Here is an 18258-nt window from a genome sequence, read left to right on the forward strand (position 1 = left end):
GTTCCCGAACACACTAAAGGCAGGGTGGTTATTCTCCCTGCCTTTGTTATGTTTCTTCCACATTATCGTTTTTATTTGTTTGGGCATGAATTTTTTTGAAGCCGGATTTGTGTTGGGCGTATTCGATGATTCGTTTTAGGGATAGTTTTCGGATGTGGGGTTCGTCGAATTTTTCCGGCTTTGAGTTGGCTTCGATAAACCACATTTTCCCTTGCTTGTCGATACCGATGTCCATCGAGCATTCCGCAAGTGCGGGCCACTCATTTTCAAGCACTCCTGCAATCATAAGTACCGTGTTATGGACAGATGCGATCATGCGATCGCTATCAGAATCGGGAAATACGGCTGACAGTACGTTTTTCGGTTCCCCGATGGAGCCGCCGCGCGGAACATGAGTGGTGATCCCGCCAGCTCCCGCAATCCGGATGCCCATGCCTGTGATCCCCCATTCACCGTGGCCATCCTTTTGTGCAAGTGCCCGAATGTCAAAAATCCTATCCTGATAAGTTGCCAGGGAGATTCCTTGCTGGATTACATATGGCTCCTTCACCATCCGGACGAGGACATAATATAACCCGTATAAAGTTTGAAAAAATTTTTTTATATTCTTTTTCTTCAATTGATATTGAAGGACATAACGGTCATCTTTTCTCTGCAATTGATAAATGCCCCGGCCAGCTTTCCCATTCGTTGGTTTCATATATAAAATTGGGTGCTTGCCAGCCATATTCACTAAGTTCTCTCTCGAAAAAGGAACGGTCTCCGGAAGGAAAGCCGAAACTTTGCGCTCTTTTTGCAATATATGATACATATGGGACTTCTCAAAGAAGCGGGGATTATATAGAGTAGTAGTTTCCGAAGCTGAAAGCTTTTCCAGTGCAGATATCACGTGCGGCCTGTTCTCCGCAGCCCTGTTAGGAATACGGTTGTAGATGATATGGGGAATCGGCAATGATTCCTTGACCCATATTTTTCTGCCATGATCAAATATCGATCCGACTGCTGTTTCCAATTCCCAATTGATGTCCTCTACTGTGATGACATAGGCAAGTGCACCCTGCTTTCGGCCTGTCTCGAGAATATCAGTAAAATTAGTTCTGTTTCCAAGGAAGGAATCCTCTCCCGCAACAGTAAGAATGCCGATGAACGGGCCAATTTCATATGAACCCGACAGCTTGCGAATTTGAATTTGTGTCCGAAATGCGGTTTCGGACGGCTCCTTATCCGTCACCACTACGGTTTTCTTCCATTTTCCTATTTTAATAGTCAATTCTTTCCTATCAATCTCGTTCTTCCAAGCACCCTCACGAGGCAAGTGAAGGCTCCAGATTCCATCCAAAGGTTGAATTGCCAGCGTTCCATGATAAATCATGGCACTTGCCCATCCGCTTTTTGTTTTTTTTCCAAAAGGTAGTGGGCATATTTGATGGGAGATGATAAGGCGGTTTTGTACTTGGTACCGTTTTCAATTCTTTTGAAGGAATTTCTCCCTGGCCTTGAGTTCACTTCGATGATCCACACTTTCCCTTTCCTGTCCACACCGATATCAAGGCCCAGCTCAACCATCCGGCCATGCTTGCTTTCAATGTAAGAAGGTAACTTTTCGCCAATCGCGCTTATTTGCCGCTCGATTTCCATCCTTTGTTCCTCGTTAAACATACTTTCCAAAAAAGGAGCAACAGTGGTTGCACGCCCGCCCCCGCACAGGTTCGAGGTTAGCCCGCTCGTTGTCCCTGAACGCAACGCTCTCCCCGTCTCCACCCATTCTCCTTTGCTATCCTTTTGAACAAGCACGCGAATATCAAAGGGAGAACCCTCCGGAGATGACAGGTCAAGATACGGCTGCACAAGCCTTTTTACTCTTGGTAAATTGCCGATCCATTTCAATAGTGCTTCTTTATTTTCGAACCGTTTCCGGAAGATATTATTTTTCAGGTCCCTGCCTTCTGCCTGATGAGTAGTTTGATTTGAGGTGATTTTCATGACACCCTTGCCGCTGGTGCTCTGTATTGGTTTAATAACAACCTCCCCATGTACTTGAAGCATTTCCTTTATTACGTTCATAGAGGTGACCTGCTTGGTGGGAGGCAAAAATGAAGCCAAAACCTCATCCTGAACAAGAGATTTGTACGTGGTGATTTTGTTTCGCAGAAAATGATTTAGAAACGTGACATTGGCCTGCGCTTTAAGCCACTTAAGCTGTGTCCGATACTTCCTGCGGCCCCAAAGGCAATCATAAACAATCGATGGGAGGGGAAACTTTTTCAATTCCCATGACCCTTGCTGCGGAAGGTACCTATAGCCGGTTACCGTTTTTTTTTGTATGTCCACACCTTCAGGAAGAAATACATAGACAGGCAATCCGGTTTTCATGCCTTCTTTTGATAAAAATCTATAGAATGCTTCCCTGGAAAAAGGCGGATTTGATTGTTTCGGCGTCGCCAGTATCCCCAGGTAGCCCAATGATTTCTCCATTTTCCTTACATCCTCCTAACACTCCAGCGGTGGCCTCAAGTTTTTGATGGCTTTTTCCTGGTTTGCTGCCGGAAGCCGCTTTGGTAAAAGCAGAAATCTATCAATCGTTTCACTGATGGACGCGTACCTTTAACCTGGTTGCCAACAGAGTGTCCAGCCTTGGAGGGCTTTGAATTGATTTCCAGCACCCACACCCTTCCCGTTCGGTCTACTGCAAAATCAATGCCAAGCTCCGCATAATTGCCTGCAGCTCCATTTTCAAATAGTTCGGCAAATTTCAGGGCTTTGTTTTTCATGACACTTACAATGCGATCAACCGGCAGCCAGGGCGCATCGGAGGATTCAAGAGCCGCCCGCAGGCCCAATATAGTCCCTCCAGTCGAAACATTGGACACTATGCTTTGTTCAGGCCCCCTCCTGCCTACGATTGAAGTAATGGTCCACTTCCCATACATGTTTTTTTGTACCAGGGCCCGAAAATCTATGATGCTTCCATTATGTTTAATAAGCTCGATACCCTGTTGAATAACATATGTCCTACTTCCGATACGTGCATGGAGCATTCGTCCAAGCTGGATGATAGACTCATACTTCTTCGTAATGGTTTCGCCATTTTTTTGGAATTGGCAAATATAGCTGTTACCGTAGCGCTTGATCCGCATAATTCCTTTTCCAAGGCTACCTCCCGTAGGCTTTACATATAATTCTGGATACCTGCCAGCCATTTCGTAAAGGGAATCCGGTCCTTTATAAAGCCGGGTGTACGGAAAAAAAACCGTTTCATTTTGCATGTTTTTCAATTGCTGGACAATCTCCCATTTATCCAGGAATTTGTCATTATAAAAGAAGACCCCTCGTTGTTTTAATAGATTTATTTTCATCTGGGTTGCTACTTTTGATTCCTGCCTTCGTGAGCTAATCCGGTTATGGACACAATATGGAGTCGGAAAAACGCTTTGGCTCCATTTTTGGTTATTATAAATCCAGCCCTCTATATTGTCGGATTCTTCATTAATCTGCTCAAGGGTAAAAAAAACGGCCCGCCCGCCCCTGCTTCTGCTCTTCTCGGCAACCTCTTTACAGAAATCAGTCATTTCCCCAAAGATTTGCTCACTTGTCTTGGAAAGAGAGGACATGAGGATTCCTACAAGCGGCCCAATAATCAACCGCCGCGCCCTGCCGTCATAGTGGAACCCGAACACTTCCCCATCAGCAGCCAGGGCAAGAAACTGTGCAGCCGATTCTTTTACCATAAACGACTTCCCGGGCTTGAAATCAAGCGTTATTTTCTTCAGTCCATAGCAAAGTTCAATAGGCTGGTAATTGTTAATCATGTGTTTGTTTACGAGCTGTTGTGGAAGGATCAGACCGCCCTCCGCTGGAAATTCATGATCAGGCAATATTTGAATTTCGGTGTAATTACGAAGAGACACTGTATGCCTCCTTTCTATCACGCCCGTTATCCTTATATCCTATGGAAAGCCGTTCGGGTCTGTATAGGCATAACTCTCGGTTTGGGGAAAAAGTACAGGTATGGCGCCTTGATATATATACAATTTCTTATGCTGGCCATCGACGGGGAACAAATTGAACAAGCGTGCATCAAAGCTGAAAATCCACAAATCTTTTACATTCTTTTAACTTGGCGGCAGGAAAAGGTTTAGACGGCTTTCATAAAATGAAGTAAAGCGAACTCTATTGGCTGGGGATAAAGGTGAATAATACGGTTGCGCCTACAGGATATGAAGGATTGGTTACGGGTGGGTGGTTTAGCTGAGGTGTTAGCAATATATCAGCAATATTGTTAAATCAATAAAATCCATGTGATAAGAACAAAATTCAGTTTATATCAAGAATTGACGTTTTTTCATTAGTTCCAGCTTATAAGCAATTTCTGACTTATATCAAAGAATTCCCGATTATTTCAGCTTGGTCCAGCTTTCAATTTTTTAATGCGGCGCCATATTACGTTTCGTCACCAGGCTTGTATATGCAGCCATTTTTTGAACTGGACCTTGAATTTTTGTAATCAAAATACGTTTTACGGTTAATTTTGTTTTTGCCGCACAATTCCAGCGTTTATTACCAATTTTCAGCATTTGTCCCCGTTGGATGGATGGGCAAGCTTCTGCTTTTTTAAAATATCATTGTTGAGATCTAAAAATAAATGAACCCGTGCCAAACATATTTGAATCATATAACAAATAAATTATAGTATTGAAACCTGATAAAAGGGGGTGACCCATGCGAAATCAACCAGTGCCTGGTCACGTAAGCACAGACCAGTTTAATCAAATGCTGATTCCTCCCGAGTCATTTGCTGCAAAACCTGAATCAATGACCGAACAATTATTTATTGAACGTTCGCTAACTGAAAATAGATTTTGGCTAAGGATTATGAAAGAACACGCATTATTCCTTGGCGAAGGATTTAATCGAAAAGACACACAGCTAATCCAGCAAACAGATCGTTTTTTTCTGTACTTTGAACAGCAGGAAAAGCGGGCATATCAAGTACCTGCCAATGTCACTTTAGTCAGAAGACTTAACGAAGAAAGCATAGAATTGGTGACAGGGTTTCGGAATTTCAAAAGAAACCTGCTTATACTGATTATCAATTGCAAAATAAGCGGATTCAATTTCCCGTTGCTGGTGGACCATATTGCCAGGGAAGCGGAATACTTTATGAGAACCCTCAAAAAATTCAATAAAGGCATTTTAGAGCCTATCCAGGATGCCATTATCAATGAGAATGTCTTTTGGTTGAGAATCATGATGGAACACTCACGATTTATCGGTTCTCTACTTGATCAGTCAGAAAGAAATCTGGTAAAGACAGCACTTAAGTTTGGAGATGATTTTGAAACCCTTCTGAATCAGGCAAGAGATGTCGAGTCAATGTTGTACCATAAGCAGCCTACATATCCAATCATCGGGAGATTGAATAAAGACAGTGAAAATGCAACCTCAGAACTCCGAGCTTTTAAAAAAGCAGGGCTGGACCTGATTAAATCATGCCAAATGCGCAGCGTGATTAATCCGCTTCTGGCCGACCATGTTGTACGTGAAGCTGATCATTTTCTTTATATGATCCATGTGCTGGAAGAGCGTTTAAATATGAAGAAAATAAGTGAACAGCAATAATGCCGGGATAAGGGACTGAATGGGATGAAAAGAGCAGGAAAAGATGATTTTGTACCGGGATTTGTCCCAAACCATAATCATGGTTCAGTCGACTATACTTCAGTTGATGCTGGTCATGTACACCAGTGTTTGGATGTGAATTCTCCGCCAATCCAAACACAGGATGGGGGACATATTCATTATACGGAGGGATATGTAGTTTATGAAGATGGGCACACCCATCATTACAAGGCATATTCCGGACCCGCTATACCCGTCGGGAACGGTATGCACGTACATCACTACGACTTTTACACCACCGAAAACAATGGACATAGACATCGGGTAAGAGGCGTTGACCAGCCTGCCCCGGGAAGTAAATAAAGTGCCAGGTGCCATCGGATTGCAGGATGGTGCCTGGCACTTTGTCATAGTTTTATGGTGTATTGTTGGTCCTTCATGCTTTCATTACTGTAGACTCGTTCCTGGAAAAAAACTTCTTCATCTGTTATCAATAAAACTGTCGAGCTTCTTGTGCCATAACCGTCACTTTGGATGAACAGCGGCGAGAGAATTCTTTCCCACTCTAAGGAAACGCCTGTATTGGGAAGAATGTCATCCGGAAACGGGTCCGCGTTTTGAAGAACAGTGAAAAGTCCATCAACCAAAAGGTCTTTTTGTTCGATGATTATTTTCGACAGGTCTTCCTTGCCCCGTTTCACCTTTGGCCAGGCGGTATCCAAAACATGATTGCTAACGCCATAAATCCCTGGCTTTAACCTTCGAAGCTTATTCTCTATATTCGAATAGTAATAAAGCTCCTTAGTGTCCCCCGCCAATAAATTATAGCCAGGATAGAGGGTGCGGTTCATTTCCAATTTCCGCATATAATCAAGAGGGTTGTGAGAGTTTTTCAAGAAATCCGCCACCAGCTCTCCTCGCGTACGCTTTCCATCTATTATCTCCTTAGGGTTACGATAATTGGTCAACGCTGCGAAACGTCCGTTTTTTGTGACACCCATCCAGGTTCCCATTTTTTCTAAATCCCGGCCTGCGAGGATTTGGGGATGATCTTCCCAATAATGCACAGGAGCGGTGGGCCTTTTGTAAAACTCATCCCGATTTGCCGCAACTATAAGCTTGTATGTTGGATGCACCCTATAAGCAAATAAAATTAGACACACATTGATCACAGCTTTCTTTAAAGATATCGTGGAACTATTTTATCACGGAACCATAATCCTCCAAAATTCTGGGTACTGCTTCCTCAAACCTTCTAGGAAGAAAGGATGGAATTGTTTTTTATCCTTAAAGAACGGACATAAAACCTCAAATGTTTTAGAATTCTCTCAAGTAGGGGGAACACCGAACTTCATCGAAAGGAGGTGAAATGATGCACTTCCGTCAGTATATCCTAAACAGCTTAATTTTTGGAGCAGTCTTATTTTCACCTCTTGTTGCACATGCAGAGAAAGCAGATGTTGTAAAGAAGCTGCCTGTACAAGTCGAAAAAGCTGTTGCAGAGACGGTTACACATGCTGAGAAAAAGCAGCAAGAATCAAAGCTCGTTGCTAACATACAAAAAGTTACACCAGCTAAGAAAGATAAGTTTGCCGCAAAACCCACTAATGTCAAACAAGACAAACTGGTAAAAGCAAAGAAACCTTTGCCTGACCAGGCAGACCAGTCTGTAAAACATAAAAGACAAGCTGGCGGCACAAAGATTAACCATAACAATAAGCAAACTGTTCCTGCAAGGACAGCAAGTAAACCGGAGACTGTTCCTGCAAGGACATTAAGTAAACCGGAGACTGTTCCTGCAAGGACAACAAGTAAACCGGAGAATAAAACTGGACTGGGCTGGACCGGAAAAAAACCGACTGCTGTCCAAAGTAACCAGACAAGTAAAGGTGCAGCTGTTGAACAGACTATAAAAAGGCCGAAAACCGTACATCCTCCTAAGTTAGACGTAAGAAAGCCGAAAATCTTACATACAGTTAAAACCGAAGAGAAAAAAGTGTCTGCACCTAACAATGCCGCTGAAATTGTTCATAAAAAAACCAACCAAAAGCCGAAACTAAAAATTGCATACCTGAATAAACAGGGTTCAATTGATACCGGATCTGAGCGATCCAAAAGTGAAAGCATGCCGCTCCCTGATAAAGGTGATTCAATCGATATGCTTGTGATTGTAACAGCACCAGCAAATGATCATTCGGGCGGGGTTTCAAAGGATCGGCCAAAATTTGGACATAGTACAGCCAGCGCAAATGATAAATGGTTTGAATGCGAAAATCAATGGATACCGGGAATTGGCCAGTCATTTGTTTCCATATCCAATGTATTTTCCAGCCAATGGACGAATGCACCCCCTTTGCAGCCGCCAATCATTGTTCCTTTTTCTTAGCATAGTAGATACTTCATTCATAACAACTAAAAAGAAAAAGGAGCAATTTTAAAATGAAAAACAATACACGAAATACAGTTATCAAAACGGCCGCATTAGCAGGAGTTTTATCAGTAGGCGTACTTGCCGGGGGACAGGTCAGTGAAGCTGCAGGCAATGGAAAAGACGTAAAAGCAGAAGTTAAAGCGAAACAAACAATTTCTCTTAAAGCGACACCAGTTGCGGGCAAAAATTCTAAGGCTGCGGCGCATGCTTCAAAAACCGCTAAATCCCATGCTGCCAAAAATTCTGCCGTTCACGGAAAAGCAGTAATAAAGCCAGAAAACGTGAAAAAGGTTAAAAAGGTTAAACCTGCAGCAGAAGTAACAACTGATGACACAGCTGTTTCAAAAACAGAAGAAGCAGTAAACACTGAAACAGTGAAAGTAGATAAATCAGCAGTAAACAAGGCAAAATCTCAGGCTGCAAACGAAAGTGCAATTGCAAAAAAGAAGGCAGCTGCTAACTCCGCAGTCCGTCTAACCGCAGCTAATGAAGTTACAAAAGAGGCTGCCAGCGAAGTGGCAAAAGAAACTGCAACAAAAGAAACAGACGCAGTAACTGAATCAGCAACCGAACAAAAAGATGCTTCTGTCACAACAGTTGCTAAAGCGAAAGAAGATGCTAAATTGGCTGTTGTTAAAGCTAAGGAAGACGCTAAACTTGCTGTCGCTAAAGCGAAAGAAGACGCTAAATTAGCTGTTGCTAAAGCTAAGGAAGATGCTAAACTTGCCGTCTCCAAAGCGAGAGAAGAAGTGAAACTTGCTGATTCTAAAGCAGCGAAGGAAGATGCTAAACTTGCTGTTGCTAAAGCTAAAGAAGATGCTAAACTGGCTGTCGCTGAAGCGAAAGCAGACGCTAAATTAGCTGTTGCTAAAGCTAGAAAAGAAGCTAAATTGGCTGTCGCTAAAGCTAGAGAAGAAGCTAAATTGGCTGTTGTTAAAGCTAAAAAAGATGCTAAATCTACTGCTGCTAAAACTGAATCAGAAGCTGAATCTGCTGCTAAAACTGAAGAAGAAGCTGAATCTGCTGTTGCTAAAGCAAAAGAAGACGCTAAATTAGCTGTTGCTAAAGCAAAAGAAGACGCTAAACTGGCTGTTGCTAAAGCAAAGGAAGACGCTAAACTGGCTGGACCTGAAGAAAAAGAAGCTGCCAAGGCTGCAGTTGCTAAAGCAAAGGTAGATGCTAAACTGGCTGTTGCTAAAGCAAAGGAAGATGCTAAACTGGCTGTCGCTAAAGCTAAAGAAGAAGCTGAACTGGCTGTTGCTAAAGCAAAGGAAGATGCTAAACCGGCTGTCGCTAAAGCTAAAGAAGAAGCTGAACTGGCTTTAACTGAAGCAAAGGAAGAAACTGCTGTTGTGGAAGCTGCTGAAAATAACGTAAGTGTTTCTGTTAGCTTATAAAGTTAATTCTCAAGCTGTCGGACATGCAAGCCAAAATGCAGTATTAATGCATTACTGAACGCTACTGACACTCCAACAACTGTGACAGCTTTAATAGCAGAAAAAATCGCTAATGTGTAAGTAGACTGAAAGCTCTGCTTAATAGTAAAAGATACAAAAAAAAGTCCTCTTATAGTTCTATGCTATAAGGGGACTTTCTATTTTATATCCGGCTTGAAGCCTTCTTTTGAAATCCCTATTTCACCCAGTTCTTCCTGCAGCATTTTCAATACAACCTTATAAGCAGTCGGATTAAACCATTTTTCCATTCCCATCTGTTGATAAATCTCATAGACTCCCATTCTTTCTGTTCGTCTTCCTCCGCTTCCATCACCCATCCAAAAATCATCCAATACGACGCGGCTGGCCAGATTCTTAAGTTTTTTTGGAAACTCTCTGGAACACGGCAGCAGCGGAGCAATCGTTGCCTGCGTGGGAATTCCCGCTTCCGTTATTTCTCTTAATGCCGCCATCCTGGCTTGTATTGGCGGAGCGGAAGGTGAAAATGCCTTTCTTATTTCCTCTTTATCGGTTTCAATCGTCATTGAAATACGGATTTTGCCCCCAAATTTTTTAAACAAATCAATATCCCGCTTCACCAGGGGAGAACGGGTCTGGACAAATAAGAAATCCGGTGTCTCTTCAAGCATTGTTTCCAATAAGCTTCGTGTTAACTGTGTTTTTGCCTCTAAAGGCTGGTACGGATCTGTGGAAGATGACATAAAAATATATACGGGCCCTTTCTTCCTGGCTTTTATCAAATCCTTTTTCAGAATTTGGGCGGCATTTGTTTTAATATCGACCCAGGTGCCCCACTCTTCCTCACGATAAAGTGAAACCGGCAGCTGCCGAACATAGCAATATTTACAGCCGAACGCACAGCCGGCATATGGATTCAGGGAATGGGTATAGTCATCCAATTGGCCTTTGGCGGACGTCAATATAGTTTTTGAAACGATATCCTTCACCTGTAATTTCAGGATTTTCCACCTCACAAAATAGCACGGGGCTGTCCGAATAGCAAAAGGGTCAGATCCCACAACGCTATATCTAGAACTGAACCAAGCTCCACATATATTGTTTGTGTGGGTTCAGACCCCTAATGAGACAGCCTCTGGCCCAATCATGGATTTTCATCTTCTTTTACTGGAACATTTACTTTGACTTTCATAATTCGTTTATCATTCATTTCCGCCACTGTAAACCTGATATTTTCGTATTCAATCGAAGGTTGTTCATCCACTGCCGGTATATATCCAAGCTGACCGATCACAAAGCCGCTCAGGGTATCGTAATCATCGGTTGGGAAAACTATATTGAGGGCATCCCTGACCTCATACAGATTGGCTCGGCCTCCAATTAAATAGGTGTTTTGGTCAACCTGAATGATTTCTTCATCATCCATCTCCTCTTCGGGTTCATCATATTCATCGAAGATATTGCCAACGATTTCTTCGATCAAATCCTCTATGGTGATTATTCCATCCGTACCGCCATATTCATCGATGACAATGGCCATTTGAACATTGTTCTTTTGCATTTCTCTAAATAAGTGGTCCGTCTTTATGGATTCAAGGACAAAAAATGGATCACGGATAAGCTCTTTTAGATTGAATGAATCTTCCTCACAATTTTCAACAAACTGGATCAAATCTTTGGTGTGCAACATCCCGATGACATGATCGATATCTTCTTTGTAAACCGGGAATCTTGTGTATTTTTCCGTAGTGGCGAGACGTACCGTTTCTTGTAAGCTTATATCAATCGGAATGGCTACAATGCTTGTCCGGTGTGTCATTATATCAGATACTGTCTTATTATCAAATTCAAAAATATTGTTGATCATTATTTTTTCCGAGTCTTGAATGGTTCCTCTTTCTTTACCTACGTCGACCATCATCCGTATTTCTTCTTCCGTTACATTCTCATCTTCCGCATTAGGGTCCACGCCGAAAAGCCTTACGATTATGTTTGTTGAAAGGGTTAATAATTTTACAAACGGAGCGGAGACTTTTGAAAGAATTGTTAATGGGGATACCGCAAAAAAGGCAATGGCTTCAGCCTTCTGCAAAGCCAGCCGTTTCGGGACAAGCTCACCCAGAACCAGAGTAAAGTACGACAAGACCAAAGTAATAACTATGACTGAAATGGTTTCAAGAAGATCTTCAGCAATCGGGACTCCCATGTCAACAAGCCATTGTGCCAGCACGCCGGCAAAGCTTCCGGCCGCAAATGCACTCGCCAAAAACCCGGCAAGTGTTATCCCAATCTGTATTGTTGCCAAAAACCGGCTCGGTTCCGAGAGGAGATTTTGAAGCTGCTTCGCTTTTTTGTTTCCTTCCTCCGCCATGATCCTTATTTTATTATCGTTTAACGAAATCAGCGCGATTTCCGAAGCGGCGAAAAACGCGTTTAAAATAATCAGTACCAACAGTACCAATATTTCAATAGCCAACAGACCTACCTCCAGGTGGGATTAATAATTAAAATAATGGCTCGCACATTCGAGAAGTCTCCAAAAACTTTGAAAGACCCTTCTCTGTATTTTCCATTAAGCGAGCCAATTTATTCATAAGAAATACTTTTTAAAGGATGTGGGTTACAAGCGTGGCATATTTTAATTTTCCATACTTTCCCCGAAAGGCTGTTCTTCTTTTTCCTTCGAAAGGAACCAGCCAGCGAGTGCAATGATAATGAGAACGGTATAGAACGTAACTTTCCATGCTGTCGAGCTGGCAAATCCTTCGGGCAATACCCCGAGTTCCGGGTGTGATAACGTATAAACCGATAGCTTAACGCCTACCCAGCCCACGATGACAAACGCGGCAATTTCCAGGCCTGGCCTTGTTTGAAGCAGTTTCACAAAAAAATTGGCCGCAAATCGCATAATAATCAGGCCAATAATTCCGCCAGCAAATATAACAAGGAATTTTCCGCCGTCAAGCCCGCCGATATTAGGGAGATTTGTGTTCGGCAAAGCCACTGCCAATGCAACGGCTGCAAGAATGGAGTCAACCGCAAATGCGATATCAGCCAATTCCACCTTGAAGACAGTCGCCCAGAAGCCGGATTTTTTCCCTTCCTTGTCCTCAGTGCTCTTTTCCTTTCCTTTACCTATAACCACTTTCCTAAAGATATGGTTGAACGCTATAAACAATAAGTAAAGGGCACCTATTGCTTGTACCTGCCATACATCGACAAGGAACGAAATCGCAAACAATGATGCAAACCGGAATACAAAGGCCCCTGCCAGCCCGTAAAATAAGGCTTTCCTTCTTTCCTCTTCCGGCAAATGCTTAACCATAATCGCCAACACAAGCGCGTTATCCGCTGCCAAAAGCCCTTCTATTGCAATTAAAAGTAATAATACCCAACCGTATTCCAATAAAATCGAAAGTTCCATTTAATCCTCCCACTAATTTTCTATTTTTATTTAGGTAAGCCCGTGTTTTCTTTTCAAGGAATCAGGAGCCAATTTGACCATTCGCTCTAATACAAATCCCGCAATGACAACATCATCGACAACCCCAATCAGTGAAAGGAAGTCTGGAATTAAATCAAAGGGGAAGAAGGCATATGTGAAAATCAGCAGAATCCCAAGCACTTTTTTATGAAGTTCCACATCTTCCGATTGAAAAAAATCTTTTAGAAACGGAATGAACTTCCAAAATTTCAAGATGAATTTGATCCTCTTCAGGAATTTAAACAAGAGGGCCACCTCCTTTTTTTATCTGGTTGTACTCTTGTGTTTACCCTAAAAATTCATCAATTAATGATTTGTATAGCATCCTCGTCCCTGCTGCTTGCACCTTCATTAAAGGCCAACTTTGTATGGAATCGATATGTTAGCCCATCTGTTGAAGCCGGCACCGAATCCGGCAGCTGAAACGCGAATGAAATCTGGTTCATTTCTTCCGATATGATTCTTGCCGATGACAGGATCGTTTTTGAATTAATGACTTTTTCGGAGCCATTGTTGTCAATGGCAATTAAATCACAGTCGATTCTTTTAAGCTGTTGGTCGATCGTACCGCCTTTTATCAAGAAATGACCATGGACTGGTTCACCAGGTGCATAGGTTTCCTTGTTAAGAACTAGATCTATTTTTGCTGAACCGATTCCTAAAAGAGACATATATTTCCTTAGTATCAATCAAGACCCTCCAGGGGATAATTTTTTTATTCATAAAGTGTTTGTTCATTTACCTTGCATTTACATATTTTTCGTCAACTCGCTTTTCAATTTTCTCAAGCTGTTCCTTATCTTTCAGAAGCTCTTCTTTATTTATCTTCATAAGCTCTGAAAAGGACAATTTTCTTTTTTTCATTTGTTTATCCTCCATTCCTTTATTGAATTAGTAGTCTGTCTCCCGTGCTGCCTAAAGGAATTGAAAAAACAAAAAACCTTTACCACAATATGGTAAAGGTTAGAAATAGAAATAAAGACCTTCACCAATAGGCAAAGGTCTTGCTAACAACGAACGAATGGTTGCCAACAAAGCCGGGAGCGGTTACCCTCCGAAATGACGACTTTGTTGTAAAAGCTACTCCCCTTTAGGAGAACTATTCAACTGATTACAATCATCATAATATAAACAATATAGAAATGTCAAAATATTTTTTTCAAAACTTAAGCAATTTTTTTATTCCCTCTCCTGGCTAAGCAGTGCTGCTACATTCCTTGCGGTTCTCTCTACATTGTTAAAAGCACTGCCCAAAATATCTTCCAGTGGCAGCAAAGCGGGAATGGAAGGGAAAATTGCGTCAAAACCATGATCATAAAGGACTTCATATCCCTTGCCCACACTGCCGCAAATGGCAATTACTTTTGCCTGTGGCGGAGCACATGCCGCCACACCTGCGGGAGCTTTACCAAATATGGTTTGTCCGTCAATTTTGCCTTCGCCGACAATCACGAAGTCAGCATCCCTGCATATTTCCTTTATTCTTAATTGCTCAAGAACAAGCTCTATGCCCTTTTTCAATTGGGCACCTGCAAATAAAAGGAGGGCGGCACCCATTCCTCCACCTGCACCGCTGCCCGGAACATGGGCTACCTCTTTTCCTAAATGGCTGCAAGCGATTTGATAAAATTTCCCCATCGCTTCATCCATATCGGCTAAACGGCCGTCAGGCAGCCCTTTTTGCGGGCCATAAACATACGTTGCACCGTTTTTTCCTGTTAGAGGATTTTCCACATCTGCCGCAATGGTAATTTTTATTTCATCTAAACGTTTGTCATGGTTTGTACCTGACATGGAATCCACGCAGAATAAATCTCTGCCGCGACCATTCAACAATTCTCCTGAATCATCGAAAAATTGGTAACCGAGTGCAGAAGCCATTCCCATTCCACCATCATTTGTGGCACTTCCGCCCACACCGACAATCAGTTCGGAAGCCCCCTGTTCCATTGCGTGCAGAATAAGCTCTCCCACACCATAAGAAGTTGTTTGCAATGGGCTGCGCAGATTACCGGGAACAAGATGCAGCCCACATGCTTCTGCCATTTCAATAAAAGCTTTTTTGCCATCATTGGAAAAAGCGATTTTTGCCTTTACCGGTTCACCTAACGGCCCGGTTACAGAAATGGTTTCAATTCTCCCACCACTTGAAGCAGCCAATGCCTGTACGGTCCCTTCACCGCCGTCCGCTATTGGGAGCAAACGATATTCCGCTTCCGGGAAAACCGCCATAAACCCGGATTGAATAGCTTTTGCCACTTGATCTGCGGTTAAACTTTCTTTAAAGGAATCTGGTGCAATAACAATCTTCATTTTATCCTCCTATTGTCTGCTAGGCTTTTTGGGGACTTTGCAGGAACCCGCGGCTTTTTATTTGTTCCTGCAGGGCTGCGCTGCATTCTTGTTATAGTAACTCTTGTTTTTAGGTACCACGTACCTTAAAAAAAGAAAAATATCCCGCATTCCCACAGTTGGCGCTCCTACAACAAAAATAGTAATATAGTAAGCGCTTCCAGTCAACGAAACCTATTATGAGATTTTAAGATAAAAAACATGATTGCACTGTGAAAGAAAAAACCTATCTAAATGATTAAGAGACTGTGCCATAAGGGCTCAGTCCCCCTATGGCACAATCTCTTCCTTCAAATTATTTTTGCTTATTTTTCTTGTATTCAATTTCATAAGTAAAATCGACAGGATTCTTCTTGTTGGCAGGCGCCGCGTATGTGGTGATCATATAATTTTCGCCTTTTTTAAAGGCTTTACGGAGCTGGAGCGCCTTTTCCTCTGTCACATTGAAGGGCTCCACGTGGGTGACTTTGTACTCGGTTTTGGCTTTTGTTCCCTCGCCCACTGTTTTTTCATTAATAAACGTCACGGTGTATTCGACATACTTTCCAAATATCTCATCAAGTGATTTAAAGCTGTCAGTGGAAGACCCTTCATGTGAATAACCAATTTCAGGTATTGTGATATTGTCAATGAACCAGCCATCTTCCGTTGTTCCCCAGTCAGTCATGTAACGGAATGAAACCAGGATTTTTCGGCCTGCATATTCTGTTAAATCAAAGGATTCCTTCTCCCAGCCATTACTTTGCCCAGTGAAGCCGGGAAGGTTTTCCTTGATCGTAGGATATCCTTCTTCCACAACATCTGACCTGGTATTTTCATTGCTTAGACTCTTCCACGATTTCCCGCCATCCGTAGAAACCTGGACGGCCGCGAAATCCCATTGTTCCTCAATTTTATAATAGTTATCGAAGTTCAATGTAGCATTCTTGACATTCGTTAAATCAGCTTCAAGGATTATAGAGTTATCCGCTTCATCACCTTTATTGCCCCATAAAACATTATTCGCTTCATCGGTAGGACTAGTAATAGATTCCCATGGAACCGGCAAGAAATCAATCCCGTCAAAAGATATGTTGCGGATTTTTTCTGTATTGTCCAGCTGCTTGAAATCGCCGCCCCATGCAGGCACACCTTCTTTTTCAAACGGCATCACCGTTTCATAATTTATGGTAGAGCCACGTTTGGTACCATTATTATCAACGGCCAAATCCCTTAAGTTAATGCTGTCAAAATTATAAATCCCGTTTCCAGGTTTTTCACTATCGATTGCCAGGGCCGTGATAAAACGGTTATAAACATCTTTGAAATCCAGCTCTTGGCCGCTTGCGTTTAAAGTTTCGTTAACACTATCCAAGCCATTTGTTTCGTTTAGTGCCAGATTTCGGATGAACTCTTTTCCGAACTTGTCGTTCATGTAAAGGGTGAACAGATACACCTGCCCATAATCTGCAATGGTTTCCGGACCGGTTGCCGCACCCTGATGCTCATCCCAGTTAACGAGGGAGTTTTCCGGATGGTCCAAATAAAAGTTGATTGACCTGTCATCATGGCCGTAGCCTCCAAGATACTCTGAGAAAGTAGACATCCCTTCATTTAACCATGACTCTTCATCCCCATCATTATCTGCATGGATTAAATGCTGCAGCTCATGAATTGTCGTACCATAGAATGTATTTTCAAGGCGCGTGTCCCAATCCCTAGCATCGATTGTAATTATATTTCTATCAATATAGTTTTCTAGTGTTTGCCAGTAAAATCCAGCCACAAAGAATGGATAAGACGGATCATTATAATTGTCGTCGATAATATTATCCACAAGCATGATCACCTTGTCGCTTCCTTCGTAGTACCCTTTCGGAACATTCCCCCATTCTGCCAGAGGAGAATGCGAACCATCATGCACATCCGGTGTCCCGAAAAAGTCGGTAGCTTTAGGATAAATGTTAGCATCAAATTCATCTTTCAACTTATCAACCTGTGCTTGTGTGACGACTTGAGCCGGGCGAGGATCCCCTGCAGGGAAAGAAAGATCATTGGCTACCCATATTTCGACGTTTTCACCAACGCTTCTTAAGGTATAGTCTTTGAACTTTAGATTCCTATTTAGGAATTTCTTTGTCCCGCCGTCATATGTAAAATGACTTTTACCAGCCGTATTCCCGCTCCCTGTATCTTCGTTGAAATTGATGTTTTCGGCCTGTTCCTTAATTTTTTCATCTGCCTTTTCCATGTAGGATTCATCTTTTGATAGGTTATTTAAATAACTATCAATATCAACTTTGTCGCCATATCGTTCTGTATTCCAATTAGATGTTGCCGCTTTTGCATCCGGTGCCAGCAATCCTGCCGGTGCAAAAAGAGATAATGTTAAAGCTCCTGTTGATAGAACTGAAAGAAGTTTTTTCTTCAATCAAATATCCCCCTTTTTAATAGTGATTTGTCAAATCTTAACATACTGAATTTTCCGAAAAAAGTATCTATTGTACTAGTTATCAGCCCTATTTTTCAAGAAAAATGTACTAGACAGGGTAAAAAAGCTTAAGTATGGGGATTGTATAGGTTCATTATTTTAATTAGGAAAGGCTCGTTCCGACTGAACGAGCCTTACATTTACTAATAATCAGGGATTATAAAACTAGCTACTTCTCTTATCCATTAATAGTAAGCAAATGAGTTTAAGCAAAAGATCATCTATGTCGTCGTGCTGATGGTCATCTTTGTTGCAATGATCCCAATCGTTTTTCTTGAAATCGTGATGGTCCTCGTCATACCAATGATGCTTTTTGCAGTCATGCTTTTCCTTTTTATCTTGCTCCCGATCATAGTCGTCTTTTTTGTGGGATTCATAGTCATGTTTCTTGCAAGGGTCCCAATCATGTTTCTTACAGCAATCATTGTAGTCCTTGTTATGCCAGTAGTGCTTCTTGCAGTCATACTTTTCCTTTTTATCTTGCTCC

General features: G+C 42.2%; 18 protein-coding genes. 4 read left to right on the forward strand and 14 right to left on the reverse strand.

From position 1 onward, the window contains the following. Positions 1 to 46: 46 nt before the first annotated feature. From D0466_RS21735 to D0466_RS22455, 4 genes are all read right to left on the reverse strand, one after another. Positions 47 to 1372, reverse strand: coding sequence for a YheC/YheD family endospore coat-associated protein (locus tag D0466_RS21735; protein WP_117324586.1), 1326 nt, complete (start codon positions 1370 to 1372; stop codon positions 47 to 49). Then, the gene (locus D0466_RS21740) at positions 1369 to 2475 is read right to left on the reverse strand and encodes a YheC/YheD family endospore coat-associated protein (protein ID WP_117324587.1); all 1107 of its coding nucleotides are present in this window, start codon (positions 2473 to 2475) and stop codon (positions 1369 to 1371) included. The genes D0466_RS21735 and D0466_RS21740 overlap by 4 nt, the downstream gene beginning before the upstream one ends. A gap of 35 nt (positions 2476 to 2510) precedes the next feature. After that, on the reverse strand, positions 2511 to 3908 hold the full coding sequence (locus tag D0466_RS21745; RefSeq protein WP_117324588.1) for a YheC/YheD family endospore coat-associated protein: 1398 nt from the start codon (positions 3906 to 3908) through the stop codon (positions 2511 to 2513). A 516-nt stretch (positions 3909 to 4424) separates the two neighbouring features. Beyond that, entirely contained in the window at positions 4425 to 4574 is a 150-nt protein-coding gene (locus D0466_RS22455) for a hypothetical protein (protein WP_158555998.1), read from the reverse strand. Between the two features lie 145 nt (positions 4575 to 4719). On the opposite strand from D0466_RS22455, the gene D0466_RS21755 reads away from it, so the two are divergent. Then, the gene (locus tag D0466_RS21755) at positions 4720 to 5619 is read left to right on the forward strand and encodes a DUF2935 domain-containing protein (protein WP_117324590.1); all 900 of its coding nucleotides are present in this window, start codon (positions 4720 to 4722) and stop codon (positions 5617 to 5619) included. A gap of 24 nt (positions 5620 to 5643) precedes the next feature. Continuing rightward, positions 5644 to 5982, forward strand: coding sequence for a YmaF family protein (locus tag D0466_RS21760; protein WP_117324591.1), 339 nt, complete (start codon positions 5644 to 5646; stop codon positions 5980 to 5982). 44 nt (positions 5983 to 6026) lie between these two features. Here the strand turns inward: D0466_RS21760 and D0466_RS21765 are convergent, their stop codons facing one another. Continuing rightward, the gene (locus tag D0466_RS21765; protein WP_325048757.1) at positions 6027 to 6791 is read right to left on the reverse strand and encodes an NRDE family protein; all 765 of its coding nucleotides are present in this window, start codon (positions 6789 to 6791) and stop codon (positions 6027 to 6029) included. Positions 6792 to 6988: 197 nt separating this feature from the next. Between D0466_RS21765 and D0466_RS21770 the strand changes: the two genes are divergently transcribed. Together D0466_RS21770 and D0466_RS21775 are read left to right on the forward strand one after the other, a co-directional pair. Next, positions 6989 to 8005, forward strand: coding sequence for a hypothetical protein (locus D0466_RS21770; protein WP_142919968.1), 1017 nt, complete (start codon positions 6989 to 6991; stop codon positions 8003 to 8005). A gap of 53 nt (positions 8006 to 8058) precedes the next feature. Further along, positions 8059 to 9447 carry a hypothetical protein gene (locus D0466_RS21775; RefSeq protein WP_117324594.1) on the forward strand — a complete coding sequence of 463 codons (1389 nt, stop codon included), beginning with the start codon at positions 8059 to 8061 and terminating at the stop codon, positions 9445 to 9447. A 197-nt stretch (positions 9448 to 9644) separates the two neighbouring features. Here the strand turns inward: D0466_RS21775 and D0466_RS21780 are convergent, their stop codons facing one another. The 9 genes from D0466_RS21780 to D0466_RS21820 all read right to left on the reverse strand — a co-directional run. Beyond that, positions 9645 to 10454: an SPL family radical SAM protein gene (locus D0466_RS21780; protein WP_117324609.1), complete on the reverse strand. Its 810-nt coding sequence runs from the start codon at positions 10452 to 10454 to the stop codon at positions 9645 to 9647. Positions 10455 to 10609: 155 nt separating this feature from the next. Further along, the gene (locus tag D0466_RS21785; RefSeq protein WP_117324595.1) at positions 10610 to 11941 is read right to left on the reverse strand and encodes a hemolysin family protein; all 1332 of its coding nucleotides are present in this window, start codon (positions 11939 to 11941) and stop codon (positions 10610 to 10612) included. Between the two features lie 162 nt (positions 11942 to 12103). Further along, positions 12104 to 12889: a TerC family protein gene (locus D0466_RS21790; protein ID WP_117324596.1), complete on the reverse strand. Its 786-nt coding sequence runs from the start codon at positions 12887 to 12889 to the stop codon at positions 12104 to 12106. A gap of 30 nt (positions 12890 to 12919) precedes the next feature. Continuing rightward, complete coding sequence (locus D0466_RS21795) at positions 12920 to 13195, reverse strand: YkvA family protein (protein ID WP_117324597.1); 276 nt, start codon at positions 13193 to 13195, stop codon at positions 12920 to 12922. Positions 13196 to 13251: 56 nt separating this feature from the next. Then, positions 13252 to 13638: a sporulation protein gene (locus D0466_RS21800; protein ID WP_117324598.1), complete on the reverse strand. Its 387-nt coding sequence runs from the start codon at positions 13636 to 13638 to the stop codon at positions 13252 to 13254. A gap of 49 nt (positions 13639 to 13687) precedes the next feature. Beyond that, complete coding sequence (locus D0466_RS21805) at positions 13688 to 13813, reverse strand: FbpB family small basic protein (protein ID WP_117324599.1); 126 nt, start codon at positions 13811 to 13813, stop codon at positions 13688 to 13690. 315 nt (positions 13814 to 14128) lie between these two features. After that, complete coding sequence (locus D0466_RS21810) at positions 14129 to 15262, reverse strand: glycerate kinase (protein WP_117324600.1); 1134 nt, start codon at positions 15260 to 15262, stop codon at positions 14129 to 14131. A 334-nt stretch (positions 15263 to 15596) separates the two neighbouring features. Beyond that, complete coding sequence (locus tag D0466_RS21815) at positions 15597 to 17711, reverse strand: choice-of-anchor J domain-containing protein (protein ID WP_117324601.1); 2115 nt, start codon at positions 17709 to 17711, stop codon at positions 15597 to 15599. Between the two features lie 281 nt (positions 17712 to 17992). Further along, positions 17993 to 18258: hypothetical protein (locus D0466_RS21820; protein ID WP_233522796.1), on the reverse strand; the 266-nt coding region annotated here is incomplete at its 5' end.

This window comes from Peribacillus glennii (assembly GCF_003429105.1).
GTDB lineage: Bacteria > Bacillota > Bacilli > Bacillales > DSM-1321 > Peribacillus > Peribacillus glennii.